The sequence below is a fragment of the Streptomyces sp. NPDC127098 genome (assembly GCF_042722465.1).
GTDB classification, from domain to species: domain Bacteria; phylum Actinomycetota; class Actinomycetes; order Streptomycetales; family Streptomycetaceae; genus Streptomyces; species Streptomyces millisiae.
Map to the genome: position 1 here is coordinate 1 of NZ_JBHXFJ010000018.1, position 24,047 is coordinate 24,047.

20 protein-coding genes are annotated in these 24,047 nt (G+C 73.2%); 7 read left to right on the top strand and 13 right to left on the bottom strand.

All coding sequences use genetic code 11. The annotated features are described in order from the left end of the window. Positions 1-117 precede the first annotated feature (117 nt). Genes ACFWI8_RS14095 through ACFWI8_RS14120 form a run of 6 tightly spaced genes read right to left on the bottom strand, consistent with a single transcriptional unit; the run spans position 118 to position 6,211 of the window. Entirely contained in the window at positions 118-981 is an 864-nt protein-coding gene (locus tag ACFWI8_RS14095; RefSeq protein WP_387090145.1) for a phosphogluconate dehydrogenase C-terminal domain-containing protein, read from the bottom strand. After that, positions 981-1,793: a sugar phosphate isomerase/epimerase family protein gene (locus ACFWI8_RS14100; protein ID WP_387090147.1), complete on the bottom strand. Its 813-nt coding sequence runs from the start codon at positions 1,791-1,793 to the stop codon at positions 981-983. Before ACFWI8_RS14100 ends, ACFWI8_RS14095 begins: the two co-directional genes overlap by 1 nt. Continuing rightward, positions 1,793-2,578: a triose-phosphate isomerase family protein gene (locus ACFWI8_RS14105; RefSeq protein ID WP_387090150.1), complete on the bottom strand. Its 786-nt coding sequence runs from the start codon at positions 2,576-2,578 to the stop codon at positions 1,793-1,795. Before ACFWI8_RS14105 ends, ACFWI8_RS14100 begins: the two co-directional genes overlap by 1 nt. Continuing rightward, complete coding sequence (locus tag ACFWI8_RS14110) at positions 2,578-3,075, bottom strand: ribose-5-phosphate isomerase (protein WP_387090153.1); 498 nt, start codon at positions 3,073-3,075, stop codon at positions 2,578-2,580. Before ACFWI8_RS14110 ends, ACFWI8_RS14105 begins: the two co-directional genes overlap by 1 nt. 2 nt (positions 3,076-3,077) lie before the next feature. Then, complete coding sequence (locus ACFWI8_RS14115) at positions 3,078-4,820, bottom strand: dihydroxyacetone kinase family protein (protein ID WP_387090156.1); 1,743 nt, start codon at positions 4,818-4,820, stop codon at positions 3,078-3,080. After that, positions 4,817-6,211 carry an MFS transporter gene (locus tag ACFWI8_RS14120; protein WP_387090159.1) on the bottom strand — a complete coding sequence of 465 codons (1,395 nt, stop codon included), beginning with the start codon at positions 6,209-6,211 and terminating at the stop codon, positions 4,817-4,819. The genes ACFWI8_RS14115 and ACFWI8_RS14120 overlap by 4 nt, the downstream gene beginning before the upstream one ends. Before the next feature lie 279 nt (positions 6,212-6,490). Here ACFWI8_RS14120 and ACFWI8_RS14125 point away from each other — a divergent pair, with 279 nt between their 5' ends. The 7 genes from ACFWI8_RS14125 to ACFWI8_RS14155 all read left to right on the top strand — a co-directional run bounded on the left by ACFWI8_RS14125 (position 6,491) and on the right by ACFWI8_RS14155 (position 13,754). After that, the gene (locus ACFWI8_RS14125; RefSeq protein ID WP_387090162.1) at positions 6,491-7,321 is read left to right on the top strand and encodes a FadR/GntR family transcriptional regulator; all 831 of its coding nucleotides are present in this window, start codon (positions 6,491-6,493) and stop codon (positions 7,319-7,321) included. Between the two features lie 120 nt (positions 7,322-7,441). Continuing rightward, positions 7,442-7,666 carry a phosphopantetheine-binding protein gene (locus ACFWI8_RS14130; protein WP_311602416.1) on the top strand — a complete coding sequence of 75 codons (225 nt, stop codon included), beginning with the start codon at positions 7,442-7,444 and terminating at the stop codon, positions 7,664-7,666. Positions 7,667-7,683: 17 nt separating this feature from the next. Further along, complete coding sequence (locus ACFWI8_RS14135; protein WP_387090165.1) at positions 7,684-8,889, top strand: beta-ketoacyl-[acyl-carrier-protein] synthase family protein; 1,206 nt, start codon at positions 7,684-7,686, stop codon at positions 8,887-8,889. 343 nt (positions 8,890-9,232) lie between these two features. After that, a complete protein-coding gene (locus ACFWI8_RS14140) occupies positions 9,233-10,180 on the top strand; it encodes an acyl-ACP desaturase (RefSeq protein WP_387090168.1) in 948 nt (315 codons plus the stop codon). Then, positions 10,161-11,396 carry a beta-ketoacyl-[acyl-carrier-protein] synthase family protein gene (locus ACFWI8_RS14145; RefSeq protein WP_387090171.1) on the top strand — a complete coding sequence of 412 codons (1,236 nt, stop codon included), beginning with the start codon at positions 10,161-10,163 and terminating at the stop codon, positions 11,394-11,396. Before ACFWI8_RS14140 ends, ACFWI8_RS14145 begins: the two co-directional genes overlap by 20 nt. Before the next feature lie 250 nt (positions 11,397-11,646). Then, the gene (locus tag ACFWI8_RS14150) at positions 11,647-12,150 is read left to right on the top strand and encodes a hypothetical protein (protein WP_387090174.1); all 504 of its coding nucleotides are present in this window, start codon (positions 11,647-11,649) and stop codon (positions 12,148-12,150) included. 164 nt (positions 12,151-12,314) lie between these two features. Continuing rightward, complete coding sequence (locus ACFWI8_RS14155) at positions 12,315-13,754, top strand: flotillin family protein (protein ID WP_387090177.1); 1,440 nt, start codon at positions 12,315-12,317, stop codon at positions 13,752-13,754. Positions 13,755-13,900: 146 nt separating this feature from the next. Here the strand turns inward: ACFWI8_RS14155 and ACFWI8_RS14160 are convergent, their stop codons facing one another. From ACFWI8_RS14160 to ACFWI8_RS14190, 7 genes are all read right to left on the bottom strand, one after another. Continuing rightward, entirely contained in the window at positions 13,901-15,010 is a 1,110-nt protein-coding gene (locus tag ACFWI8_RS14160) for a PucR family transcriptional regulator (RefSeq protein WP_387090180.1), read from the bottom strand. 67 nt (positions 15,011-15,077) lie between these two features. Next, positions 15,078-16,178 carry a methyltransferase gene (locus tag ACFWI8_RS14165; protein WP_387090183.1) on the bottom strand — a complete coding sequence of 367 codons (1,101 nt, stop codon included), beginning with the start codon at positions 16,176-16,178 and terminating at the stop codon, positions 15,078-15,080. A 196-nt stretch (positions 16,179-16,374) separates the two neighbouring features. Beyond that, positions 16,375-18,390 carry an RICIN domain-containing protein gene (locus ACFWI8_RS14170; RefSeq protein ID WP_387090186.1) on the bottom strand — a complete coding sequence of 672 codons (2,016 nt, stop codon included), beginning with the start codon at positions 18,388-18,390 and terminating at the stop codon, positions 16,375-16,377. A gap of 62 nt (positions 18,391-18,452) precedes the next feature. Next, on the bottom strand, positions 18,453-20,474 hold the full coding sequence (locus tag ACFWI8_RS14175; protein WP_387090189.1) for a beta-galactosidase: 2,022 nt from the start codon (positions 20,472-20,474) through the stop codon (positions 18,453-18,455). A 102-nt stretch (positions 20,475-20,576) separates the two neighbouring features. Beyond that, on the bottom strand, positions 20,577-21,926 hold the full coding sequence (locus tag ACFWI8_RS14180; RefSeq protein WP_387090192.1) for an ABC transporter substrate-binding protein: 1,350 nt from the start codon (positions 21,924-21,926) through the stop codon (positions 20,577-20,579). A 116-nt stretch (positions 21,927-22,042) separates the two neighbouring features. Further along, a complete protein-coding gene (locus tag ACFWI8_RS14185; RefSeq protein ID WP_387090194.1) occupies positions 22,043-22,981 on the bottom strand; it encodes a carbohydrate ABC transporter permease in 939 nt (312 codons plus the stop codon). A 7-nt stretch (positions 22,982-22,988) separates the two neighbouring features. Beyond that, the gene (locus ACFWI8_RS14190; protein WP_311602398.1) at positions 22,989-23,921 is read right to left on the bottom strand and encodes a sugar ABC transporter permease; all 933 of its coding nucleotides are present in this window, start codon (positions 23,919-23,921) and stop codon (positions 22,989-22,991) included. Between the last annotated feature and the right edge of the window lie 126 nt (positions 23,922-24,047).

Below are 24,047 nucleotides of genomic sequence, written 5' to 3' on the forward strand. Positions count from 1 at the left end.
CCCGCGCCTTTTCGGCGCGGGGTGCGCCGGCCGGGGGGGGGGCCCCGTCGGGGCCGCGGGGGGGCGGGGCCGCGCAGCGGCCCGGCGCACCGGCGTGGCCAAGGCCAGCGCCCAGCGTTACCGCTTGATCTCCTTGATGCGGAGCATCCGCGTGATGACCTTGTCGAGTTCGGCGTCGTCGAAGACCTTCTTCCAGTCGTCGCGGACGATCGACTCGCGGCCGTAGTCCATGGCGATCAGGCAGGCGTCCGAGAACGGGTTGTCGCCCTTGAGGGTGTTGGCCAGCGCCACCTGGGTGTGGCCGAGGAGCATGGCGCGGGCGGCCTTCTCCGGGACGCCCACCGTGTGGACGGTCTCGTGCAGCGCCTCGGTCAGCAGCGCGCCGACCATGCAGGCGATGGTCTCGACGAGGGTCGGCTCCAGCACCGCGAGCTGCTTGACCGTCACCCAGTGCACGTCGACGACGGGCGCGTACATGGTGCGGATGACGGACTCGGCCAGCGCCTTGGCGGACTCGTCCGTGCCCTCGAAGGAGGCGACGACCTCCTGGGGGGCGGCGATGCCGCCGAAGGTGTCCGCGTACTCCTCCTTGGTGGTGCGCTCCAGGAAGACCGACGGGTGGCAGGGGTGCGCGACCGCGTTGTGGATGTCGTCGCGGCGGGTCAGCAGGCCCGCGTAGGCGGCGGCCGGGTCGAGGGTGAGGAGGATCGCGCCGGGCTTCATCAGCGGGACCAGCGTCTCGGAGACGGTGCCGAGCACCACGTCCGGCACGGCGAGGATCACGACGTCGGCCTGGGCGGCGGCCTCGGTACCCTCGGTGAGTTCGCGGCCGAGCTCGCGCAACAGCTCCTGCCCCTTGGGCGAGTTCTCGCTGAAGAGGGTGGTGAAGTCGCTCTTGACCAGGTTGTTCGAGACGCGCTGGCCCATCTTGCCGGCGGCGCCGATGACCGCGACGGTGGCGGTCGTGGCTTCGGTAGCCATCAGTTGCTCCTCAGGAGGTTTTCGTTCAGGAGGGTTTCGATGCTGTGTCTGGTCCAGTCGGCCTCGAGCCTGGCGGTCTCCTCGAAGCCGTCCTGCCAGGGAAGCCAGTGCTCCACGATCTGGTTGACGCCCCGCTCCGCCGGCCGCACCGTGTCGACGAGGTGGCGGTAGTCGAGGAGTCCCTCGCCGAGGCGGCAGCCGGCGTAGGTGAAGCCGACCCAGCCGTCGCGGCGGGTGAACGCGAAGTCCTTGACGTGGATGTTGACCACGTGCGGGGCGGTGGCGTCGACGACGTCGACGGGCCGCTCCAGGCGGGCGACGCTGTTGCCCGGGTCGAGCACCACCCCGAGGTGCGGGCTGTCGACGCCGCGCACCACGGCCAACAGGTCGTCGGTCGACACCTGTTCGTATGTCTCGAGGCCCAACGTGACGCCGCGCGCCGCGTACTCGGCGACGGCCTCGCGCAGCAGCGCGGTGGCCTCGGCGACGGTCGGCCGGTGGTCGACGGTGTTGAGCATGGAGCGGACGAACGTGGCGCCGAGGCGGTCCGCGAGGTCGAGGTAGCGCCGCAGGTGCTCGGGGCGCACGCCGCGGGTGCCGAGTTCGAGGGTGATGCCGGCGGACTCGGCGTAGCGGCGGATCTCGGCGAGCGCCGCGTCGTCGAGCGTCTCGATCGGCGGGTGGTCGCAGATCTGGAAGACCTGGCCGCCGAGTTCGCGGGTCTGTTCCAGCATCTCCAGGACGGTCAGCGGGCGCGGGGCGCGCGACGAGACGCGCCAGAAGAAGGCGTAGGTGCTCAGTCCGTAGGCCATCAGACGCTCGCCCCCTCCGTCGCGGCGCCGTGCAGGGCGAGCGCCTCGTCGAGGATGGACTCGACGGCGGCGGGGTCGTGGGCGAACCGGCCGAGGAAGAGGCCGCCGACGTCCGTGCCGAGGTCGCCGAGGAGACCGGGGCCGGCACTGCCGCCGTAGATGACCCGGCCGCCGGCGAACTCGGCCCGGTCGGCGAGCCAGTCGGACAGGGCCGCGCAGACGGTGCGGATGTGCTCGGTTGAGGCGGGCCTGGGGGCGCCGATCGCCCACTGCGGCTCGTAGGCGACGACGACGGGGCCGGTCAGTCCGTACAGCAGGCGTTCCAGTTCGGCGACGGTGCGGACCGCGGCGTCGTCCTGCGAGGTCCGGTTGAGTTCGCCGACGCAGAGCACCGGGGTGAGGCCGTTACGCAGGGCGGCCGCCGTCTTGGCGGCGACCACCGTGTCGCCCTCGCCGAAGAGCCGCCGCCGTTCGGCGTGGCCGACCTCGGCGTAGTCGCAGCCGATCTCCTTCAGGTGCGCGCCGCTGACCTCGCCGGTGTAGGGGCCCGCGTCCTCGGCCGCCAGGTCCTGGGCGCCGACCCGGACGCCGGAGCCGGCGACGATGGAGGCGACCGGCACGAGCGCGGGGAAGGAGGGGAGCACGAACAGCTCGGCGAGGCCGGTGGTGACGGCGGGGTGCCGTCCGGCGATCGCGGCTATCCGACGGGACCAGTTGAGGGTCTGGTGATGCCCGAGGTACATCTTCAGACTGATCCCGATGGTGACGGCGGGCGCGGTGCGCATCAGGCGGCTCCGGCGCAGCTGTTCGCACCGCCGTTCTCGTAGTCATTGAGCACCTGGACCTTGCCGGCCGAGGCGGAGGTCTCGTCGAAGCGGTAGGTGAGCCACTCGGCGGCGAGCCGGCGGGCGAGTTCGAGGCCGACGACGCGCTGGCCGAAGGTGAGGACCTGCGCGTTGTTGGAGAGGATGGCGCGCTCGACGGAGAACGAGTCGTGCGCGGTGACGGCCCTGATGCCCTTGACCTTGTTGGCGCTGATGGCGACGCCGAGGCCGGTGCCGCAGACCAGCAGGGCCCGGTCGGCCTTGCCGGCGGCGACGAGTTCGGCGGCGGCGATGGCGATGGTGGGGTAGGCGGTGTGGCCGTCCGCGTCGACGCCGACGTCGGTGACGGAGGCGACCAGGTCACTGGCCTCCAGGTCCTTCTTCAGGGCCTCCTTGTAGGCGAAGCCGGCGTCGTCGGCGCCGACGACTATCCGCAGCTTGTCGGGGGTCTCGCTCATCGTCAGTCAACTTCCTTGTCAGCGAGGGTGCGTTGTACGGCGCGGGTGATCAGGGCGAGGGAGTGCGCGCCGGCGTCCGGGGTGCCCAGGCTCTTCTCGGCGTGCGGTCGGGCGCGGCCCATCCGGGGCAGCAGCTCGGCGGTGGCGGCGGCCGCGGCCTCGGCGGCGCTGGCGGCGGTGTCCCAGGCGGTGGCCAGCGGCGCGCCGGTGGCGACGGCCGCGCCGAGGGCGTCGGCGAACGGCACCAGGGCGTCGACCATGGTCTTGTCGCCGACCTCGGCCTTGCCGAGGCGCTGGACGCCGGCGGCGGCCCCGGCCACTCCGGAGGCGACGGCCTCGGGGGTGGGGCGCCCGGTGTCGCCGAGCGCGGAGCCGACCGAGCCGAGGATGACGCCCCACAGGGCGCCGGAGGTGCCGCCGGCCCGGTCCGCCCAGGCGGCGGCGGCCAGGTCGAGGGTGGTGGCGGCGCCCGCGCCGCGGGCGACGGCGTCGGCGGCGGCCTCGTGGGCGGCGTGCGAGCCGCGCCCCATGCCGATGCCGTGGTCGCCGTCGCCGGCGACGGCGTCGATCCGTCCGAGCTCGTCGACGTGCTCGTCGACGGTGGCGCGGACGGCGGCCAGCGCGGCGAGGACCCGGCGGGCGGCGCGGCGGCTGTCGTCGTCGGCCGCGGGCAGCGCGTCCTGTTCGGCGGCGGTCGCCGGCTCGTCGCCGTCCTGGGTCGCGGCGGCGGGCGCCGCGACGGCGCCCTTGCGGTATGCGGGGGCGTCGGCGGGCGCGGTCCACAGCGGTTCGAGCTCGTCGGTGAGCCAGCAGAGGGTGAGCGAGACGCCCGCCATGTCGAAGCTGGTGACCAGCTCGCCGACCTCGGGGTCGACGATCTCGACGCCGGCCTCCCCGAGCAGCTCGGCGACCCTGCGGTAGACGACGAACAGCTCCTCGTACTTGACGGCGCCGAGCCCGTTGAGGATCACGGCGGCGCGCTGCCCCGCCGTCCCATCGACGCCGGGCGGCAGCTCGGCGAGCAGCGTCCCGACCAGCAGCGCGGCGGTCTCGTCGGCGCTCGGCACGTCCCGCTCGCCCATGCCCGGCTCGCCGTGGATGCCGAGGCCGAGCGCGAGCCGGCCGGGATCGACGGTGAACAGCGGCTCGTCGGCGCCCGGCAGGGTGCAGCCGCTGAGGGCGACACCGAAGGAGCGGGTGCGGGCGTTGGCGAGCTCGGCGAGGCGGGTGACCTCGTCGAGGGGGAGTCCGCGTTCGGCGGCGGCGCCCGCGACCTTGAAGACGGCCAGGTCGCCGGCGACCCCGCGGCGCTTGTGCGCCTCCTCGGGACTGGCGCTGGACACGTCGTCAGTGACCGGCAGCACCCGGACGTCGACGCCCTCGGCACGCAGCTGGTCGGCGGCCTGCCCGAAGTGCAGCACGTCGCCGGCGTAGTTGCCGAAGGTCAGGAGCACCCCGCCGCCGGCCTCGGCCGCCTTCGCGACCTGCCTGACCTGGCGGGCCGAGGGGGAGGCGAAGACGTTGCCGACGGCGGCGCCATGGGCCAGGCCCTGGCCGACCAGGCCCGAGAAGGCCGGGTAGTGGCCGCTGCCGCCGCCGATGACGACGGCGACCTGGCCCGGGACCCGGGCGGCGGCGCGCACCACGCCGCCCGGGACCGGTCGTACCCACCGCCGGTGGGCGGCGACGAAGCCTTCGAGGGCCTCGTCGGCGAAGGCGGCGGGGTCGTTGAAGAGCTGGGTCATCGATGGGCCTCGGCGAGGGGTGCGGCGGATGGGGCGGGGTCGTCCAGGTGGGTGGCCTCGTCGCCTGGGCGGCGGGAGAGCCAGACCATCAGCAGACCGGACAGGATCATGAGGCCGCCGACCAGGAACAGCGGCAGGTGGTAGCCGCCGCTGAAGTCCTTCAGCCAGCCGGTGACGTAGCCGGCGGCGAAGCCGGCGACGTTGCCCATGGTGTTGATCAGGGCGATGCCCGCGGCCGCGGCGGCGCCGGTGAGGAACCGGGACGGCACCGACCAGAACACCGGCAGGGCGGCGAAGATCGAGCAGGCGGTGACGGTGATCACGGCCACGGTGGCGGCGGGCGAGTCCATGTAGAGGGCGACGGGGATGGAGAGACCGCCGACGATCGCGGGACCCGCGATGTGCCAGACCTTGGTGCCGTTCCGGGTGGCGTGCCGGGACCAGAAGAAGAGGACGATCGCGGCCGGCAGGTACGGGATGGCGGTGATCAGCGCCTTGTCCATGACGCTGAAGCTGGTGTCGAACTCCTCCTGGAAGCCGTTGATGATCGTCGGCAGGAAGAAGGCGAGGGCGTAGAGGCCGTAGATGAAGCCGAAGTAGATCAGCGAGAGCGTCCAGACGCGGGCGCTGGTGAACGCGGTCTTCAGGGCCTCGCGGCCGTGGGACTGGGCCTCGTCGGCGCCGGCCTTGCCCGCGTTCTCCGCGGCGAGCTCGCCCTCCAGCCAGTCCTTCTCCTGCTGGGTGAGCCACTTGGCGTGGGCCGGGCGGTCGATCAGGTAGAACCAGGCGACGACGCCGAGGATGATCGCCGGCAGCGAGACGCCGAGGAACATCACGCGCCAGCCCTCGAGGCCGAACAGGCCGTGGCGCTCGATCAGCAGGCCGGCGAGCGGGGCGCCGATGACGGTGGTCAGCGGCTGGGCCAGGTAGAACAGCGCGAGGATCTTGGTGCGGTGCCGGGTCGGGACCCACTGGCTCAGGTAGAGGATGGCGCCGGGGAAGAAGCCGGCCTCGGCGATGCCGAGGATGAAGCGCAGCACGTAGAGCTGCTCGCTGCTCTGCACCCAGGTGAAGAGCAGGGAGACGATGCCCCAGGTCACCATGATCCGGGCCAGCCAGCGGCGGGCGCCGAACCGGTGCAGGGCCATGTTGCTCGGCACTTCGAGCGCGATGTAGCCGATGAAGAAGACGCCGGACGCGAAGCCGAACTGGGCCGCGGTGAGCGCGAGGTCCTCGCCCATGCCGTTGGGCTCGGCGAAGGAGACGGCGGTCCTGTCCAGATAGTTCACGAAGAACATCAGGGCCACGAAGGGGACCAGCCGGATCGAGATCTTCCGGATGGCTGATCTCTCTATGACGCTGGCGTCCTGGGGCTGTGCAGCGGCTCCCATACGGTCACTCCTTGGTGCATCGGACAGCTTTGTCCGGGTGTCGCCCGATTGGTTGCCACCGCCCGGAGGAGCGTGGGCGGCGAGCGGGCCGCTCCACACCGGGCGGGGTCGGGGACGCTCACGTTAACAGTGGTTACCAATTTACCAAAGGGATTGGTAACCAATTTACCAAAATCTTTCGTGCTTCTTTCAGGCTATATGTCCGGTTGCGCTACCGGGCCGTTCGAGTGGCGTGACGGCCCGTGACGTGCTTCACCCGCGGTCTGATGTACTTGACGGGTGACTGCTCCAACCGATCAACCGGACGCCACGACGGACCTGGTCTCGCTCCTGCGGCCCGTCGTGCGTGAGTCGTCCGTGAGCGAGGTGGCCAAGCGCCTCCTCGACCACCTCACCGAGGGGAACCTCAGACCGGGGACCCGGCTCCCCGCCGAGCGCCAGCTCGCGGAGGCACTGGGAGTGGCGCGCTCCAGCGTGCGGGGGGCGCTCTCGGCGCTCGACGTGCTCGGCATCATCGAGATCAAGCCGGGCTCGGGCTCCTACGTGCGGGCCAACACCTCCGAGTTCCTGCCCCGCGCCATCAACTGGGGGCTCATGCTCGGGCAGCGCCGCACCCAGGACCTGGTCGAGGTGCGCGCCTTCATGGAGCGGATGTCGGCCCGGCTCGCCGCCGAGCGCGCCGACGAGGCGGACGTCACCAGGCTCAGCGGGCACCTGGAGCGGATGCGCGAGGCCGGCGGGGACGTCACGGCGTTCATCGAGGCCGACATCGCCTTCCACCTGGAGACGGCGAACATCGCCCGCAACACCGTGCTCAACGACATCCTGCACAGCATCCGCGCGCTGCTGCAGGTGTGGATGGAGCGCGCCGGCGACATCGAGGGCACCATCACCGGCACCCTCCACGAGCACGGCACCATCCTGGAGGCCATCCGGCAGCGCGACCCGGAGGCCGCCGACCGCGCGATGACCGAGCACATGCGGCTGGCCAGCGTGCGCCTGCAGTCCTCGCTGGACACCGAGCCGACCGGGACGGAGTCCGGTGCGGAGGTCGGGGCGAAGGCCGGGGCCGAGGAGCGTCCCGGCGCCGGCGCCACGGCCGTCACCTGACAACACGCCTCAGGCCACCCTTACCCGTTCGGCTGAACCGTCGGCCCCCACGTAACCACCGCCGCCGATGGACCCGTTAGCCATCCGTAACGGGGAACCGAGCGGCCGTGAGGAGTGCCGATGTACCAGATGCTGGCGACGCTGCTGATCGAGGAGTTCGGCATCGAGGCCGACTCCGTGCGCCCCGAGGCCACCTTCCGCGCACTCGAGCTCGACTCGCTCTCGCTGACCGAGCTGGCCGTGATCGTCACCGAGCGCACCGGCCGGCTGGTCGACGACATCGACCTGGACACCCCGCTCCACGCGGCGGCGGAACGATACGCCACCGCCACGGCGGGCGTGTAGTGGGCCGCGAGATCGCCGTGACCGGGGTCGGTCTCGTCACCCCGGGCGGCGTCGGGGCCCCCGCGACCTGGCGGACGGTGTGCGCCGGCCGGGCCACGGCCGGGCGGGACGAGGCGCTCGCCGGGCTGCCCGTAGACATCTCCTGTCCGGTGCCGGGCTTCGACGGCGACGCGCTGCTCGGCCGCCGGCTCGCCAGGCGCCTCGACCGGGTCACCCAGCTCGGCGTGGTGGCCGCCCGCGAGGCGATGGCCATGGCCTGCCTGGCCCCCGGCGACCTCGACCCCGCGCGGATCGGGGTGCTGATGGGCTCCGGCGGGTCGAGCCTGGCCGGAGTGGTCGAGGCCCACCAGCGGCTGCTCGCCGGCCGGCCCGAGACGATCTCCCCGACCGCGCTGCCCAGGGCGCTGCCCAGCGCCTGCGCCGGCGAGATCGCCCTCGACCTCGGGGCGACCGGGCCCGCCTTCGCCACGGTGTCCGGCTGCGCCTCTCCCCTGCTCGCCGCCCGGATCGCCCGGGACCTGCTGGGCTCGGGCGAACTGGACGTGGCAGTGGTCGGCGGTGCTGAATCGCTTCGCCACCCGCTGACCGTCGCCGGCTTCGCCCAGCTCGGCACGGTCTCCCGGCGCACCGGGGACCCGGCCGCCGCCTCCCGGCCCTTCGACGCGGACCGCGACGGCCTCGTGGTCGCCGAGGGCGCCGCCGTGCTGGTGCTGGAGCGCCCCAGCCACGCGCGCGCCCGGCTGGCCCCGGTGCTGGCCTGGCTCGCCGGCTGCGGGGCGGCGGGCGAGGCCCACCACCCCACCGCCCCCGACCCGGAGGGCGCCGGCGGCCGGCGGGCGACCGAGGCCGCCCTGGCCGACGCCGGCTGGCAGCCGGCGGACGTCGGCCACGTCAACGCCCACGGCGCGGCGACCGTGGCCAACGACGCGGCCGAGGCGGGCTGGCTCGCCCGCGCGCTGCCCCACCGGCCGCCGGTGACCGCGCCGAAGGGTGCCCTCGGGCACGCCGGCGCCGGCTCGGGCGCCATCGAGGCGGCCCTCACGGTGCTGGCGCTGCGCGAGCGGCTGATCCCGCCGACCGCCAACCTGGACCGGCTCGACCCTGCCTTCGACCTGGACGTGGTCGCCAAGACCCCGCGCCACGTGCCCGGAGGGCTCGGCGCACTCACCGTCTCCTCCGCGCTGGGCGGCCAGAGCGCCGCGTTACTGCTGCGATGCGCGTGACACGGTCCCCCACGGCCGCCACCGACCACGCGCCGGCCGCCGATCGCCCGCCGCCCGGCCCGGCCGTGCGCCGACGGGCCGCCCGGCCCGACCCGCGGAACCCACGGCCGGGCCCTGGTTCCACCTCCCATCACCTGGCCCGGGCCGTCATCGAAGAGCCCGGGTCCGCCGACCGGTTGCGGGCGGCGCCGGAGCACCTCCCGGCAGCCGTCACGGAGATCACCCGCCGCAGCCCCTCGGTTGCCGCCGAGCCGGCGGTCGCGAACCGCGACCCGGCCGCGGCCGGCCATCCACCGCGGCTGCTCGTGCCAGCCGACCAGCCCCTTCCGAAAGCCCCACCTCGATGACCAGCCCCTCACCTCACCATGCTCGCGACATCCTCACCCCGCTCGAACCCTCCGTCGCCCGGCTGCTCGACCGCCACCTGAACACGGCCCAGACCTGGATGCCGCACACGTACGTGCCGTGGAGCGCGGGCCGCGACTTCGACGGCCCCCTCGGCGGCGAACCCTGGCGGCCCGAGCAGTCCCCGCTGCCGCCCGCCGTCCGGGACGCGTTGCTCGTCAACCTCCTCACCGAGGACAACCTGCCCAGCTACCACTTCGAGATCGCCACCCGCTTCGGCCGGGACGGCGCCTGGGGCACCTGGGTGCACCGCTGGACCGCCGAGGAGGGCCGGCACGCCGACGCGCTGCGCGCCTACCTGCACGCCACCCGCGCGGTCGACCCGGTCGAGCTGGAACGGTGCCGGATGCGGCAGGTCGCCGAGGGCTACTCCAGCGACCAGCCCACCGTGCTGCACGCGATCGCCTACGTCACCGTCCAGGAGCTGGCCACCCGCGAGGCCCACCGCAACGCCGGCGCGGCCTGCGGCGACCCGGCCGGCAAGCTGCTCGCCTCCCGGATCGCGGCCGACGAGAACCTGCACATGCTCTTCTACCGGGACCTCTTCGCGGACGCGCTGGAACTGGCCCCCGACGCGGCCACCGTCGCCCTGGCCGACGTCGTCTGCGGCTTCCAGATGCCGGGCACCGCCATCCCCGGCTTCCAGCAGCGCGCCCTGCGGATCGCCTCGGCCGGCATCTACCACCTGGGCGTCCACCGCGAGCACGTGGTGCTCCCGCTGCTCCGCTCGCTGCGGGTGATGACCCGCACCGGCCTCGGCCCGGCCGGCGAGGCGGCCCGCGACCGGCTCGGCCGCCACCTCGACACGCTGCGGACCACGGCCGAGCGCTTCCGGGAGCTCTACGAGCGGATGGAGGCGGCGGCCCATGCGGACACCCGACACTGAGGCGGCGATCACGGGCATCGGGATGATCACTCCCGCCGGCCTCACCGCCGAGGCCACCTGGGCGACCCTGTGCGAGGGCCGCGGCCTCGCCCGCCACGACCCCGAACTGGCCGGGCTGCCCGTCGACTTCTCCTGCCGGGTCGACGACTTCGACCCGGACGCCGTCCACGGCCGCAAGCTGGCCCGCCGCCTCGACCGCTTCACCCAGCTCGGCCTGACCGCCGCCCGCCAGGCCGTCGCGGACGCCGATCTGGACCCGACCGCCTGGGCCGCCGACCGTGTCGGCGTGGTCCTCGGCACCGGCAGCAACAGCCTGGAGACCTACCCCAAGGAGTTCGCCAGGCTCAACGAGGGCCGCCCCACCCACGTCTCGCCCATCGCGCTCACCCGCAGCGTGCCCAACATGGTGGCCGGCGAGGTGGCCATGGACCTCGGGGCCCACGGGCCGAGCTTCACCGTCTCCAGCGCCTGCGCCTCCGGCTCCACCGCGCTCGGCGTCGCCCGCGCCCTGCTGGCGGCCGGCACCTGCGACATCGTGCTGGCCGGCGGCGCGGAGTCGGGTCGGAGCAGGATGACCGCGACCTGCTTCGCCCAACTCCAGGCGCTCTCCCGCAGAACCGACGACCCGGCCGCCGCCTGTCGCCCCTTCGACCTGGAGCGCGACGGCTTCGTGCTCTCGGAGGGCGCGGGCCTGCTGGTGCTGGAGCGCCAGGACCACGCCCGGCGGCGCGGGGCCCGGGTGCGGGCCCTGCTGCTCGGCCACGCCGCCACCAGCGACGCCCATCACCCGGTGGCCCCGCTACCCGAGGGGAAGGGCGCCGAGCGCACCATCCGCACCGCGCTGGCCGACGCCGGGCGGGAGCCGGGCGACATCGGATACGTGAGCGCGCACGGCACCTCGACCCCGCCGGGCGACCGGGGGGAGGCGCTGGCCCTGCGGCGGGTGTTCGGCGGCGGGGGCCCGCCGGTGACCGCGCCCAAGAGCGTCCTCGGGCACGCCCTGGGAGCCTCCGGCGCGATCGAGGCGGCGCTCACCGTGCTGGCGCTGGAGCACCAACGGGTGCCGCCGACCGCCAACCTCGACCGCCAGGAACCGGACGCCGAACTCGACATCGTGACCGGCCGTCCGCGGCCCGTCGAGATGAACGTCGCCATGACCAACTCCTTCGGCTTCGGGGGGCACAACAGCGTGCTGGTGCTCAGCAGACCACGCTGAGCGGACCGCCGTAAGTCGACCTTGGTCAGGCGCCACCCTGACTTTCGTCAGGTGCGGTCCGCCGCGGCCACGGCACGAATCGCGCCCCCTTGCCGTCCGCCACGCCAACTCCCCTGTTCGAGACGGCCGTTCCGGAACCGGCATTAAGAACGCGTTAAGATTGCCGACATCCGGCAATGTGTTCTGTCACACCCCCATGGCACCATCCCTTCCACAGGCCGAAGACGGCCTGTGGGGGAGGTGAGCGGTGATGGGGTGGTTTCTGCTTCTCGGCATCGGGGGATTGCTGCTGCTGGGGCTGGTCATCGTTCTGGACGGCGTGCTTGACGGGCTGTTCGACGGGTTCGCCGGTGCCGACGGGTGGCTTTCGCTGCCGGCCGTCACCGCCTTCGTCTCCATGCTGGGTTTCGTGGGCGCCATCGCCCAGGGGGCGACCGGCATGGGCCCGGCGCCCGCCGCCGCGGTGGGGGCGGCGGCGGGGGCCGGCACGGCCTGGGGGGTGCTGCGGCTGAGCCGGGCGCTGATGGGCCGGCAGCCGGACGCGGCGCCGCGGGGCGTGGATCTGGTGGGGGTCGCGGGGGCCGTGATCACGCCCATACCCGACGAGGGATACGGCGAGGTCCTGCTCGACGTCGCGGGGCTGCGCACCAAGTACGCGGCTCGCAGCCGGCTGGCCGTGCCGGCGGGCGCCGAGGTGTGGGTGGTGGACGTCCTGTCACCGACCTCGGTCGAGGTGCGCTCGGTCGAGCGCTGAACGCACCGGTGCCCGAGGGGGAACACGGGGGAAGTGGGCGGGTGGCGCACGGGGGGTGCGTGCGCCACGCGCCCGGCGGCGGGGGCGCGGGGGCGCCGCCGGCCGCGGTCGATCCGGGCGAGTCCCGAGGGGATCCGGAGGGATCCTGAAGAGAAGAGGCTCACATGAGTACTGTCGTCATCTCCGTCGTGGGGGTGGTCGTCCTCCTGCTGCTGCTCGGCCTGTTGGTGGTCTCGCGCTACAAGGTGGCCGGGCCGAGCGAGGCGTTCGTCATCACCGGGCGGGTCTCGCGCGGCGCCGGTGGCCAGAAGGTCGTGGTCGGCTCCGGGGTGTTCGTGGTGCCGCTGGTGCAGCACCGGCACGTGATGGACCTGTCGAGCCGGCACATACCGGTGGCGGTGCGCGGCGCGGTCACCCTGCGCGGGGTGAAGGTGGACCTGGACGGCGTGGCCATCGTCAAGGTCGGTGGCAACGAGACCGCCATCCGCTCGGCCGCCCAGCGGTTCCTGCGCCAGCAGGAGGGTGTGGTGCCGTTCACGCAGGAGGTGCTGTCCGGCGCGCTGCGCGCGATCGTGGGCCGGATGTCGGTGGAGGAGGTCATCAGGGACCGGGGCGCGTTCGCCGCGCAGGTCGCGGAGGAGGCCGAGGCCAGTCTCTCGGGGCAGGGCCTGGTGCTCGACACCTTCCAGATCCAGGACATCGCGGCCGAGGGCAGCTACCTGGCCGACCTCGGTCGACCCGAGGCCGCCCGGGCCAGGCAGGACGCGGACATCGCCGAGGCCGAGGCGCGGCGCACCGCCGAACAGGCGCGGCTGCGGGCCGAGGAGGAGATAGCGATCGCCCAGCGCACGCTCTACCTGCGGCAGGCCGAGATCAAGGTGGAGACCGAGGCGGCCGCCGCCAGGGCCAACGCGGCGGGGCCGCTGGCCGAGGCGGCCAGGCGTCAGGAGGTCCTGGCGGAGCAGGAGAAGGTGGCCATCAGGCAGGCCGAGTTGACCGACCGGCAGCTGGACACCGAGGTGCGCAAGCCGGCGGACGCCCAGCGTTACCGCGCCGAGCAGGAGGCCGAGGCCCGGCGGGTGGCCGAGGTGGCCGCGGCGCGGGCCGAGGCGGAGCGGGCCAGGCTGACCGGTGAGGGCGAGAAGCAGCGCCGCGCGGCGCTGGCCGAGGCGCACCAGGTGGAGGGCCGGGCCCAGGCCGCGGCGATCGCCGCCGTCGGCGCCTCGGAGGCCGAGGCGATGCGGCGCAAGGCCGAGGCCTTCGCCGGGTACGGGGACGCGGCGATGCTGCAGATGCTGGTCGAGGTGCTGCCGCAGGTGGTGGCCAAGGCCGCCGAGCCGCTGTCCGCGATCGACAAGATGACCGTGATATCCACCGACGGCGCGGGCCGGCTGCCGCGCGCCGTGGCGGACAACGTGGCGCAGGGCATGGAGCTGCTCGCCTCGACCACGGGGGTGGACGTCGCGTCACTGCTGTCCGGCCTGGCGGCCAGGAGCGGATCCCCTGCGGTCTCCCCTGCGGGGGGCGAGGCGGACGGGGCGGCGACGCTGGGCGACGGGCTCGGCCTGGTGGCCGAGCGCGTCGAGGTCACTCGGGAGGTCTGAAAGCCACCGGGGTCGCCCACGCCGCTCCACGTGGCGGCGTCGGCCGGGTGAGGCCGCGGGCCGCGGTCACAGGCCGCGGGTCCGGCCGGCGGGCGGGCGGGGCACCGGTCCGGGAACCGCCCGGGGGTGGCCGCGTGGGCCCGCCGTCAGAACTCGCGGGCCGGCCAGTCGAGGAGGCGGGCTCCGATCACGGCGGTCTGCAGCGTGTAGCGCTGGAGCGGATCGGCCGGGTCGGAGCCCGTCAGGGCGTGGATGCGCTCGAGGCGGTAGGTCAGGGCGCGGACGCTCAGGGAGAGCCGGCGGGCGGCCTCGGCGGCCACGCAGCCGGCGCCGAAGTAGACGTCGAGGGTGCGGACCAGCGGTTCCGCGCCGCCCCTGGCGGCGGCGAGCGGCCCGAGCACCGTGCTCACCAGGTCGGCCATCGCCTCCCGGTCCCTGGTGAGCACCGGGAACACCAGCAGTTCCGCGGCCCGCAGCACCGCGCCGTCGATCAGGGCCCGGTCGGCGAGTTCGAGGGCGCTCAGCGCCTCCTCGTAGGAGCGCATCACCCCCCGGGCGCCCGAGTGCGGCCGGCCGAGCGCCGTTCGCGGCCGCTCCTCCTCCCCGCCGATGGCCAACATCCGGTCGGCGAAGTGCTCGAGGATCTCGGGGCGGTGTCCGGGCGCGATGCAGACGAGGCGGCCGTCCTTGGTGGTCAGCAGCACCTCGCGGATGCCGAACCGGCCGACCAGTGCGTCGTCGACCCGTCTGGTGACCGCGTGGACCTCGTCGAAGGAGCCGGCCGCCTCCGCCACCGCGACCGCGTGGGTGTGGGCGAGCCGCAGCCCGTAGCGTTCGGCCCGGGCGGAGATGCTGCCCGGCTCTCCCCTGCCGTGCAGCAGGTCGTCGATGAACTCGCGGCGCGCCGCCTCGTCCCGCCGCACCGCGAGCAGCTGCGCCCGCTCGAAGCCCTCGGCCAGCGCGTCGACCGCCTGCTCGACGGCGGCCAGCACGCCCTCGGCGGTCAGCCCGACCTGACGGACGCCGAACGCCCCCGCCACCCCGGGCAGTTCGGGCCACAGCGCGCGGGTGGCGGCCAGGTGGACGCGCACCAGTTCGCGCAGCGCAAGGCCCTCGCGCGCCGCGCGCTCGCCGAGCGCGCGGCGCGCTCGCAGCTCGTCCCTGGTGAGCCGGCGGCCGCTCGCGGAGACCTCGGCGAGGATCTCCGCGTAGCCGTCCAGATAGTCGTCCGGTATCGCGTCCACTGCCGCTGCCACGTCGCCCTCCTCGGAATGCCGGCGGTGCCCCCGGGGGCAACGATGGCATGGCCGCGGCCGAGAACGGTCAGCCGGTCGCCGACTCCGCGGCCGGGGCCGGGGCGCACTCGAAGAGCTGGTGGCCGCCGGTGAGCGGGACGACGGAGAGCGGCGTGAAGCCGGCGGCGGCGAGCAGCCGGCGCATGTCGGCCTCCGCGATGCCGCGGGTGCCCGACTCGCAGATCACCATCTGGGCCAGCACGTGCGGGGCGGCGAGCTCCGCCTCCAGCATGGGCTCGATGACCAGCAGCCTGGCCGCCGCGTTCCCCGCCATGGCGCGGCGGATCACGGTCAGCGCGCGGACCTGCCGCTCCATGGGCCAGTCGTGCAGCACGTTCTTGATCAGGTAGCGGTCGGCGCCGGCCGGGATCTCGGTGAAGATGTCGGCCGGTTCGAACGAGATCCGGTCGCCGGCCGGGTGCGGCTCGCGGCGCGCGCGCTCGCAGACGCTCGGCCGGTCCACGCACACCCCGCGCAGCGTCGGGTGCGCGTCGAGGACGCGGCCGAGCATGGTGCCGTCCCCGCCGCCGACGTCGACCACGGTGCGGACGCCGGAGAAGTCGTAGACCGAGGCGAGCTGGGCCGCGACCGGGCGGCACAGCTCGGCCATCGAGGCGTCGAAGACGCGCTCCTCCTCCGGGCTGGCCGCCAGGTGCTCGTAGAGCGGTCGGCCGAAGACCTCGGGGAAGGCGGACTCGCCCGTCCTGACGGTGGTCGACAGGGCGCGGAACGCGTCGTCGTAGGTCTCCGCGATCAGCGTCACGGTGTTCCGCAGGGAGTCGGGGTGGTCGGAGCGCAGGACCTCGGAGTCCTCGGTGAGCCGGTAGGCGCCGTCCGCCTCCCGCCCCAGGACGCCGGCGAGCACCAGGGTGCCGAGGAGCGCGTCGAGCGCCTCCGGGTGGCTCTCGGTCCGCTTGGCGAGCTCGCCCGACGACAGCGGCCCCGCGGCGAGCCGGTCGGCGATGCCGAGCCGGGCCGCCGCGGCCAGCGCGCGGGCGATGGTGCCGCCGGCGGCCAGCGCCAGGACCTTCGGGACTCCCAGCTCCTCCCCCGAGGCCCCTCCCCCGACCGGTGGCTCGGGAGCGAACGCCCCACCGGCTTCCCTGCTCGAATCCGCGCGCGTCTCCATGCGATGCCGCCACCCTCCGTCGACGTCTGCCGGTTCTCTCAGACTGCTGGCTCCCCGGCCGTCTCGTTGGAAAATCGCATCGCACGCATTACCACCCGAAGGGGCGAAACGGAGGCGCACGCCGCCGCGTGCGCCCCGCTCGCCCCTCTCACCCCTCGGAGTGCTCCCCCATGCTCCGCCGGCTACGGCCGGCGGCTCACTCGCTCACCGTCCAGCGCTGGTTGGCGCCCGAGTTGGGCGGCCAGGTGGTGACCGGCGAGTTGTCCGCCGTGGCCTGGCCGCCGACCTCCAGCAGGTTGCCGCTGGCCGCGTTGACGAACGTCCAGGTGCCGTCGCCGGTCGAGGACGCGATCCACTGGGCCGCCCGGTCGGGCCGCCCCCGGTCCCGCTCCAGGACCGGCGCGCCGTCCCGCTCCGCGAGCCGCCGGCCGTCGACCGCGCTCGTCAGCACGTACCGCTCGCCGCGCCGCTCGACGCGCCAGAGCTGGTCCCCGCGTGAGGCGTCCGCGGTGCGGATCACCACGCCGGCGCCGTCGTCGGAGACGGTCAGCGCCTTTCCGCTCTGCACCCCGCCCAACCGGTACTCGTGGCCCGGCTGGAACGCGGCGGCGTCCCTGGCGACGCCGGAGACCCCGTCCACGACGAAGGTGGTGACGGAGCCGGCGGGCACCGTGTAGCTGGCCGCCGCGTCGGTGACCCGGATCGGGTCCTGCTCGACGAGCGCGCCGTCCGCGCTGGTCACCACGGGGGTCACGGTCGCGCCCCGGCCGACCCGGGCGAACGCGGACAGGTCGAGCGTGACCTCACGCGCCACGTCGCCGTCGTTGACGTGCACCACGGTCGCGCCCCGGCCGTCGGCGGAGACGGCGGCGGTGCTGGACGGGTCGTCCACCTGCACGAGGTGGTCGCCGGGCTCGATGTAGTGGGTGAAGTTCCGCGCGGTGTTGAACTTCTGGTTGGTGTAGATCGGGCAGGTCTCCAGGGTGTCGTCCTCGGTGCAGCTGAACGACAGCTGGATGCTGCCCCAGTTGCCGCCCCTCGCGGACTCGCCGCCCGGCCGCATGTTGTCGTAGTCCTCCACCGGCTGCCAGAACACCCAGGCGCTCGGCTCGAGTTCCCGCAGGTCGTCGACCATGTGCCGGGCCAGGCCGAGGCCCGGCCGCATGGACTCGAAGTCCTGCCCGTCGCCCCAGTCGCCCTCGACCTCGCTCATCCACAGCGGTGTCTCGGCCGCCTTGGCCAGGTCGCGCACGGTGGTGCGGGAGCCGGTGCCGTAGGTGTGCACGTTCAACTGCTCGACCAGGTCCCGGACCTCGCTCGGGTAGGCCGCCCAGTTGCGGGCGAACGTCCCGGGGTTGGTCTCGTCCATCGCGGCGATCACGGCGTCGGTGCGGGTGCCGCGGGAGCCCAACTCCTCGGCCAGCGCCCGGATCACCTGCTGCTGGAGCTCCGGGCCCATGTGGGCGCCCTCCTGCCGCCCGCCGACCGGCTCGCCGTCCTCGCCCAACCGCGTTCCCCAGTACGGGGTGTTGGGCTCGTTGAAGGGATCGACGGTGTCGACCTCGATGTCGTGCGCCCGCTCCAACCGGTCGACCGCGCCCACCAGGTAGGCGGCGAAGTCGTCCACCGAGTCCGTGCGCAGCTGGTCCGCGCTGGAGTCGAAGCCGCCCGAGACGTAGCCGCTGACCGTCATGAACCAGGGCGGCGAGTTGCTGAACGCCTCCCAGTGGTCGATGTCGTCCCTGATCCGGTCCACCCACCACCGTTGGGTGGCGTCGGCGTCCGGGTTCCAGTCGGCCGGGTCGTCCGCCGACCACCAGTCGACGTCGTCCCGGGTGGTGCCCTCGGGCGCCCGCCACCAGCCCTCGACGGCGCCGCCGGCCCTCAGGTAGTCGGTGACGTCCGGGGCGTTGCCGCCGCCCACGTTGTAGCGGGCGATGTTGAGGTTGAGCCCGTCCTCGCCGAAGACGAGGTCGGCCAGCTCCTCCCTGATCTCGTCGGGGTAGTCGCCCGTGGCGTTGGCGAACCAGACCAGGCTGGTGCCCCAGCCCTCGAACTCGTCGCCCTGGTAGGAGGGGTTGGGGCGGATGGTGACGCGGTCGGCCGCGCTGGCCTGGCCGGCGCTGGCCTGGCCGGCGGCGAGGCCGCTCAGGATCAGTGCGGAGGCGCCGAGGCAGCAGATCAGCCGCCGGGCTCTGACGGGTCTATTCACCGTTGAACGTCCCTTCGTTGGGTGGACGGTGGCGCGGAGCCGCGCCACCGGTCGCGACCGCCCTACCGCCGAAGAACGGTCACGCCCCGGGGTGCCAGCGGGAGGGAGCCGGTCAGCGGCTCGCCCGTCACGCCCGGGAGTTCGACCTCGTGATCGGTGCGGTTGATCAGGAACCAGTAGTCGGCGCGGTCACCGTGACGGATCGTCAGCTCGACCTCGCCGCGCGCCGCGTCGGGCAGCTCGCCGGTGACGCCGGCCGCGGCGAGCAGCCGCCCGAGCACCCCCGTCAGGCCGGCGGCCCCGAGCCGGGTGGAGACGTACGCGGCCGAGCCGCCGCCCGGCACGGCCCGGCGGGTGATGGCCGGGCGGCCGGCCTGCGGTCCCGTGCGGTAGCCGGCGAGCACCTCGACGGCCGCCTCGTCGGTGACGGTGATCTCGTCCGTCCACAGGGTGCCGGTGGTGCCGTCGTCGAGCTCGACCGACTCGCCGTCGAACAGCGGCCCGAACTCCTCGATGCGGATGCCGAGCAGCTCACGCAGCGGGCCCGGGTAGCCGCCGAGCCAGGCGTGTTCGTTCTCGTCGACCACGCCGGAGAAGTAGGTGGTGACGAGGTGACCGCCGGCCTCGGCGTACCCCGTGAGCTCCTTGGCCAGTTCGGCCGGCAGCACGTGCAGTACCGGCGCGACCACCAGCTCGTAGCGGTCCAACGGGGTGCCGGTGGGCACCACGTCGGCCCGCACGCCGAGGGCGAGGAACGCCGAGTACCAGTCCAGGGCCTCCTGCCGGTAACGCAGCAACTCCGTCGGGTGCGAGTCCTGTTCGCTGGCCCACCACGACTCCCAGTCGAAGAGGATCGCGGCCCTGGCCGGTCGACGCCCGGACCCCGCGACCGGGGCCAGGTCCTCGCGCAGCACCCGGCCGAGCTCGGTCACGGCACGGAAGACCGCGCTGTCGCTGCCCGCGTGCGGCACCATCGCCGAGTGGTACTTCTCGGCGCCGGCCGCCGACTGCCGCCACTGGAAGTAGCAGACGGCGTCGGCCCCGTGGGCCAGGTGCAGCAGCGAGTCGCGGGCCAGCTCCCCGCGCCGCTTGGCCCGGTTGACCGGCTGCCAGTTGACGGCGCTCGTGGAGTGCTCCATCAGGAACCACGGGTGCCCGCCGGCCAGGTTGCCGACCAGGTTGGCGGAGAAGGACAGCTCGTCGAGGCCCTGCGGCCCCGGGTGCACGTAGTGGTCGTTGGAGACGAAGTCGACCTCGCCGGCCCAGTCGGCGTAGTTCATGCCCTTGGTCTCGCCCATCACCATGAAGTTGGTGGTCACCGGCACCTCAGGGGTGAACCGGCGCAACACCGCGCGCTCGGCCCGCAGGTGCTCCTTGAGCGCGTCCGAGGAGAACCGCTTGAAGTCCAGCTGCTGGGTGGGGTTGGGGTGCGAGGCCGCGAGCCTGGGCGGCAGCACCTGCTCCCAGTCGGTGTAGCGCTGCGACCAGAAGGCCGTGCCCCAGGCGTGGTTGAGCTCGTCCACGGTGCGGTAGCGGCCGCGCAGCCAGGCGCGGAAGGCCACCGCGGCGTCGTCCGAGTAGTCGTAGATGTTGTGGCAGCCGAGCTCGTTGTTGATGTGCCAGGCCGCCAGCGCCGGGTGGTCGGCGTAGCGCTCGGCGAGCGCGGTGACCAGCCGCAGCGCGTGCTCCCTGAAGACCGGGGAGGTGGGCCGCCAGTGCTGGCGGGCGCCGGGCCACAGCGTCTCCCCGGTCCTGGTGACCGGCAGCACCTCGGGGTGGGCGGCGGTCAGCCAGGGCGGCGGGGAGGCGGTCGCGGTGGCCAGGTCGACGGCGACTCCGTGCTCGTGCAGCAGGTCCATCACCTCGTCCAGCCAGCCGAAGTCCCAGGTGTCCGGGCCGGGTTGGAGGCGGGCCCAGGAGAAGATGGCGAGCGAGACGATGTTGACGCCGGCCTCCCGCATCAGCCGGACGTCCTCCTGCCACACCTCGCGCGGCCACTGTTCCGGGTTGTAGTCGGCGCCGTAGCCGAGGCGGGCGCCGGGCGCCGGCCAGCGCAGCCAGCGGGGCGAGCGGGCGGTGGTCATCGTTCTCCTTCAGGCGGCGCGGCGTGGAAGCTCGTGGGTGCGGGGCCGGCCGCGGCGACGGCGGCCGGCCCCGGGTGTGACGAGGGCCCTGTGGCCCGGGCGTCAGTCGGTGATCGTGAAGCCCTGCTCCGTGCCGTACTGGATGGAGCGCTCCTGCCAGTCCGCGAGGCCCTGGCTCAGCGGGATGTCCGAGACGTACGCCTGGCCCGCGGTGTCGTTGAAGATCGAGTTGGCGTAGACCTGGTACGGCAGGTACGTCCAGCCGTCCACCACGTTGGCGGCCGACTCGGCGAAGATCTCGTTGGCCTGCTGGCCGCCGAAGTACTCGAACTCGGTGCTCAGGAACTCCTCGGACTCCAGGTCGGCGACGGTGGCCGGGAAGGCACCGGCCTCCAGACGGGTCCCGACGCCGTCGCCGGCGTTGGCGTACTCGATGAAGGCGTACGCGAGTTCCTGCTGGGAGCTGGCGGCGGGGACGGCGAGCGAGCTGCCGCCGTTCTCGGCGCTGGCGTTGGCGCCCTCCTCCCACTGCGGCAGCGGGGCGACCCGCCAGGAGCCGGAGGCGCCGGGCACGCCGGACTCGAAGTTGGCGGGCATCCAGGCGCCGGTGGCCAGGGTGGCGATGGTGCCGTCGGACAGGCCCTGGTACCACTCGTCGGTCCAGCCGTTGACCGGCGCGACCAGGTCCTCGTCGATCAGCTGCTGCCAGGTCTCGGCGTACTGGGTCGAGCCCGCGTCGGTGAAGTCGATGCCGACGTTGGTGCCGTCCACGGTGTAGGGCTGGCCGCCGGCCTGCCAGATGAGGCTGGTGGTCATGCCGGCGTCGCCCATGTCGCTGGTGATGTAGACGTCCGGGTTCGCCTCGTGCAGGGCACGCGCCGCCTCGACGTACTCGTCCCAGGTGGTGGGCACCTCGACGCCGTACTCGTCGAAGACGTCCTGGTTGTAGAAGAGCGCCATCGGGCCCGAGTCCATGGGCAGGCCGTAGATGCCGTCGGTGCCCGCGTGCACCGCGTTCCAGGGGCCGGGAGAGTAGGTCCCCTCCAACTCCGAGGCGCCGAAGGAGCTCAGGTCGGTGAGGGTCTCGCCGATCGCGTACTGCCCGAGCGCGTAGTACTCGATCTGCGCCACGTCGGGCACCCCGCTGCCGGCCTCCATGGCGTTGCTGAGCGCGGTGTACGCGTCGTTGCCGGTGCCCGAGTTGACCAGGTTGACCGTCACGTTGGGGTAGGCCGCCTCGAAGTCCTCGACGACCTGCGTGAGGGTGGGCTCCCAGGCCCAGACGGTTATCTCGCCGCCCTCCTCGAGGGCCGCCTGGACGTCGTCGGGCGAGGAGCCGCCGCCGGAACCGCCGTCGTCATCGGAGCCGCAGGCGGTCAGTCCGAGGGTGGCGATCGCGAGCACGCCGGCGAGGGCGGCGCCGCGCCGCAGGGGACGCTTGGTGCTGGTCATCGTGGTCTCTCACTTCGTTGTCAGACCCGGAGGGTGGAGAAAGGGGAGGGGGCCAGGGGTCGTAGGGACGGGGAAACCGGCGGGGCCACGCGGCGCGGGGCCGGGGCCCGCCGGGGTCACTCCTTGACGCTGCCGGCGGCCAGACCCGACTGCCAGTAGCGCTGGAGCAGGAGGAACGCGGCGATCAGCGGCAGGATGGTGAGCAGCGAGCCGGTGATCACCAGGTTGTAGACGACCTCGCCGCCGGCCGTGATCGCCTGGGCGTTCCAGGAGTTGAGGCCGACGGTCAGCGGGTACCAGTCCGGGTCCTTGATCATGATCAGCGGCAGGAAGTAGTTGTTCCAGGTCGCGACCATGGTGAACAGCAGCACCGTGACGATGCCGGGGGCCAGCAGCGGCAGCGCCACCTGGAAGAAGGTGCGCAGCTCGCCGGCGCCGTCGATCCTGGCCGCCTCCATCAGCTCGGTGGGGATGGCCTCGGCGGCGAACACCCACATCAGGTAGAGGCCGAAGGGCGAGATCAGGGACGGGATGATCACGGCCCAGGGGGTGTTGGTGAGCCCCATCTCGCTGAACATCAGGAAGGTGGGGACGGCGAGCGCCGTGCCGGGCACGGCGACGGCGCCGATGATGACGGCGAACACCCCACGCTTGCCAGGGAAGTCGTGCTTGGCCAGCGCGTAGCCGCCGAGCACCGCGAGGAGGGTCGCGCCGCCCGCGCCGACCACGACGTACAGCACGGTGTTCAGCAGCCACCGCGCGAAGACGCCGTCGTCGTAGGTGAAGGTGTCGGCGATGTTGCCGAACAGCGCGAAGTCGCCGTCGAACCAGAGGCCGAAGGAGTCGAAGAGCCCGGCCTGGGTCTTGGTCGAGTTGAACAGCAGCCAGGCCAGCGGCACCAGCGTGTAGAGCAGCACGAGGCCGGTCAGCAGCGTGAGCAGCAGGCTGCGCCGCGGCCGGTCGCGGCTGTACCGCCGTGTCCTGAGCCGGACCGGGGTGGCGCGGCGGGCGGCGCCGTCACGGGACGGGGAGACGGTGGTGGCGGGGGCGCTCATCGCCGGATCACGCTTCCTTTCGCATGCCGCGGAGCTGCACGACATAGGCGATGACCATGGTCACCAGGCCCATGACGATCGCGACCGTCGCCGCGTAGTTGTGCTGCCGTCCGGAGAAGGCCAGCGAGTAGGTGAACAGGTTGGGCGTGAAGTCGGTGGTGATCGCGTTGGGCACCAGGTTCTGCAGGATGCTGGGCTCGTTGAACAGCTGGAAGGTGCCGATGATCGAGAAGATCGTCGCGATGACCAGGGCGCCGCGGATGGCGGGCAGCTTGATCGCGGTGATCACCCGCAGCTGGCTGGCGCCGTCGATCTCGGCCGCCTCGTAGAGGGAGTTGGGGATCACCCGCAGCGCCGAGTAGAAGATCAGCATGTTGTAGCCGACGAACTCCCAGGTGACGATGTTGCCGATGGCGGCCAGCACCAGGTCGGGCGAGAGCGGGTCGGGCAGCGAGACCCCGAAGGCGTCCTCGATGTTGCCGACCAGGCCGAAGCGGGAGCCGTACATGAAGCTCCACATCAGCGTGGCCACCACGGCGGGGACGGCGTAGGGCAGGAAGATCGCGATGCGGAAGAAGTTCCTGCCGTAGAGGCGGCCGCTGTCCAGGGCCAGGGCGACCAGCAGGGCTATGAACAGCATGATCGGCACCTGGACGACCAGGAACAGGCTGACCCGGGCGAGCGAGTCCCAGAACTGCGGGTCCTCCAGGGCCCGCTGGTAGTTGTCCAGGCCCACGAAGCTGTTGCCGCCGACGAGTTGGTCGCGGTAGAGGCTCAGATAGATCGAGTAGGCGATCGGGGCCAGGAAGACGAGGGCGAAGACGGCCATGAAGGGGCCGACGAAGCCCCAACCGATCCAGGAGCGCCTGCGCTGGGCCCGGCGCCCCGGGCGCCGGGGCGCGGCGCGTCCCGCCGTGGCCGGCGGCGACAACGTTGTCATGGATTCTTCCTCGCTGCTCGTCCGGGTGTCCGCGCGACGGTGTTTGCGCAAACATCGGGACGTGTGCGGATATGTACGCCCAGTATGTTTACGTAAACATCGATTTCGCGTGATGTTTACACTGCC

Bases quoted from the DNA above. Each gene is read 5' to 3' on its own strand.
- ACFWI8_RS14155 (WP_387090177.1), top strand. From the start codon at position 12,315: ATGAGTACTGTCGTCATCTCCGTCGTGGGGGTGGTCGTCCTCCTGCTG.
- ACFWI8_RS14140 (WP_387090168.1), top strand. From the start codon at position 9,233: ATGACCAGCCCCTCACCTCACCATGCTCGCGACATCCTCACCCCGCTC.
- ACFWI8_RS14190 (WP_311602398.1), bottom strand. From the start codon at position 23,921: ATGACAACGTTGTCGCCGCCGGCCACGGCGGGACGCGCCGCGCCCCGG.
- ACFWI8_RS14175 (WP_387090189.1), bottom strand. From the start codon at position 20,474: ATGACCACCGCCCGCTCGCCCCGCTGGCTGCGCTGGCCGGCGCCCGGC.
- ACFWI8_RS14110 (WP_387090153.1), bottom strand. From the start codon at position 3,075: ATGAGCGAGACCCCCGACAAGCTGCGGATAGTCGTCGGCGCCGACGAC.
- ACFWI8_RS14120 (WP_387090159.1), bottom strand. From the start codon at position 6,211: ATGGGAGCCGCTGCACAGCCCCAGGACGCCAGCGTCATAGAGAGATCA.
- ACFWI8_RS14145 (WP_387090171.1), top strand. From the start codon at position 10,161: ATGCGGACACCCGACACTGAGGCGGCGATCACGGGCATCGGGATGATC.
- ACFWI8_RS14095 (WP_387090145.1), bottom strand. From the start codon at position 981: ATGGCTACCGAAGCCACGACCGCCACCGTCGCGGTCATCGGCGCCGCC.
- ACFWI8_RS14115 (WP_387090156.1), bottom strand. From the start codon at position 4,820: ATGACCCAGCTCTTCAACGACCCCGCCGCCTTCGCCGACGAGGCCCTC.
- ACFWI8_RS14105 (WP_387090150.1), bottom strand. From the start codon at position 2,578: ATGCGCACCGCGCCCGCCGTCACCATCGGGATCAGTCTGAAGATGTAC.
- ACFWI8_RS14180 (WP_387090192.1), bottom strand. From the start codon at position 21,926: ATGACCAGCACCAAGCGTCCCCTGCGGCGCGGCGCCGCCCTCGCCGGC.
- ACFWI8_RS14130 (WP_311602416.1), top strand. From the start codon at position 7,442: ATGTACCAGATGCTGGCGACGCTGCTGATCGAGGAGTTCGGCATCGAG.
- ACFWI8_RS14150 (WP_387090174.1), top strand. From the start codon at position 11,647: ATGGGGTGGTTTCTGCTTCTCGGCATCGGGGGATTGCTGCTGCTGGGG.
- ACFWI8_RS14185 (WP_387090194.1), bottom strand. From the start codon at position 22,981: ATGAGCGCCCCCGCCACCACCGTCTCCCCGTCCCGTGACGGCGCCGCC.
- ACFWI8_RS14165 (WP_387090183.1), bottom strand. From the start codon at position 16,178: ATGGAGACGCGCGCGGATTCGAGCAGGGAAGCCGGTGGGGCGTTCGCT.
- ACFWI8_RS14100 (WP_387090147.1), bottom strand. From the start codon at position 1,793: ATGGCCTACGGACTGAGCACCTACGCCTTCTTCTGGCGCGTCTCGTCG.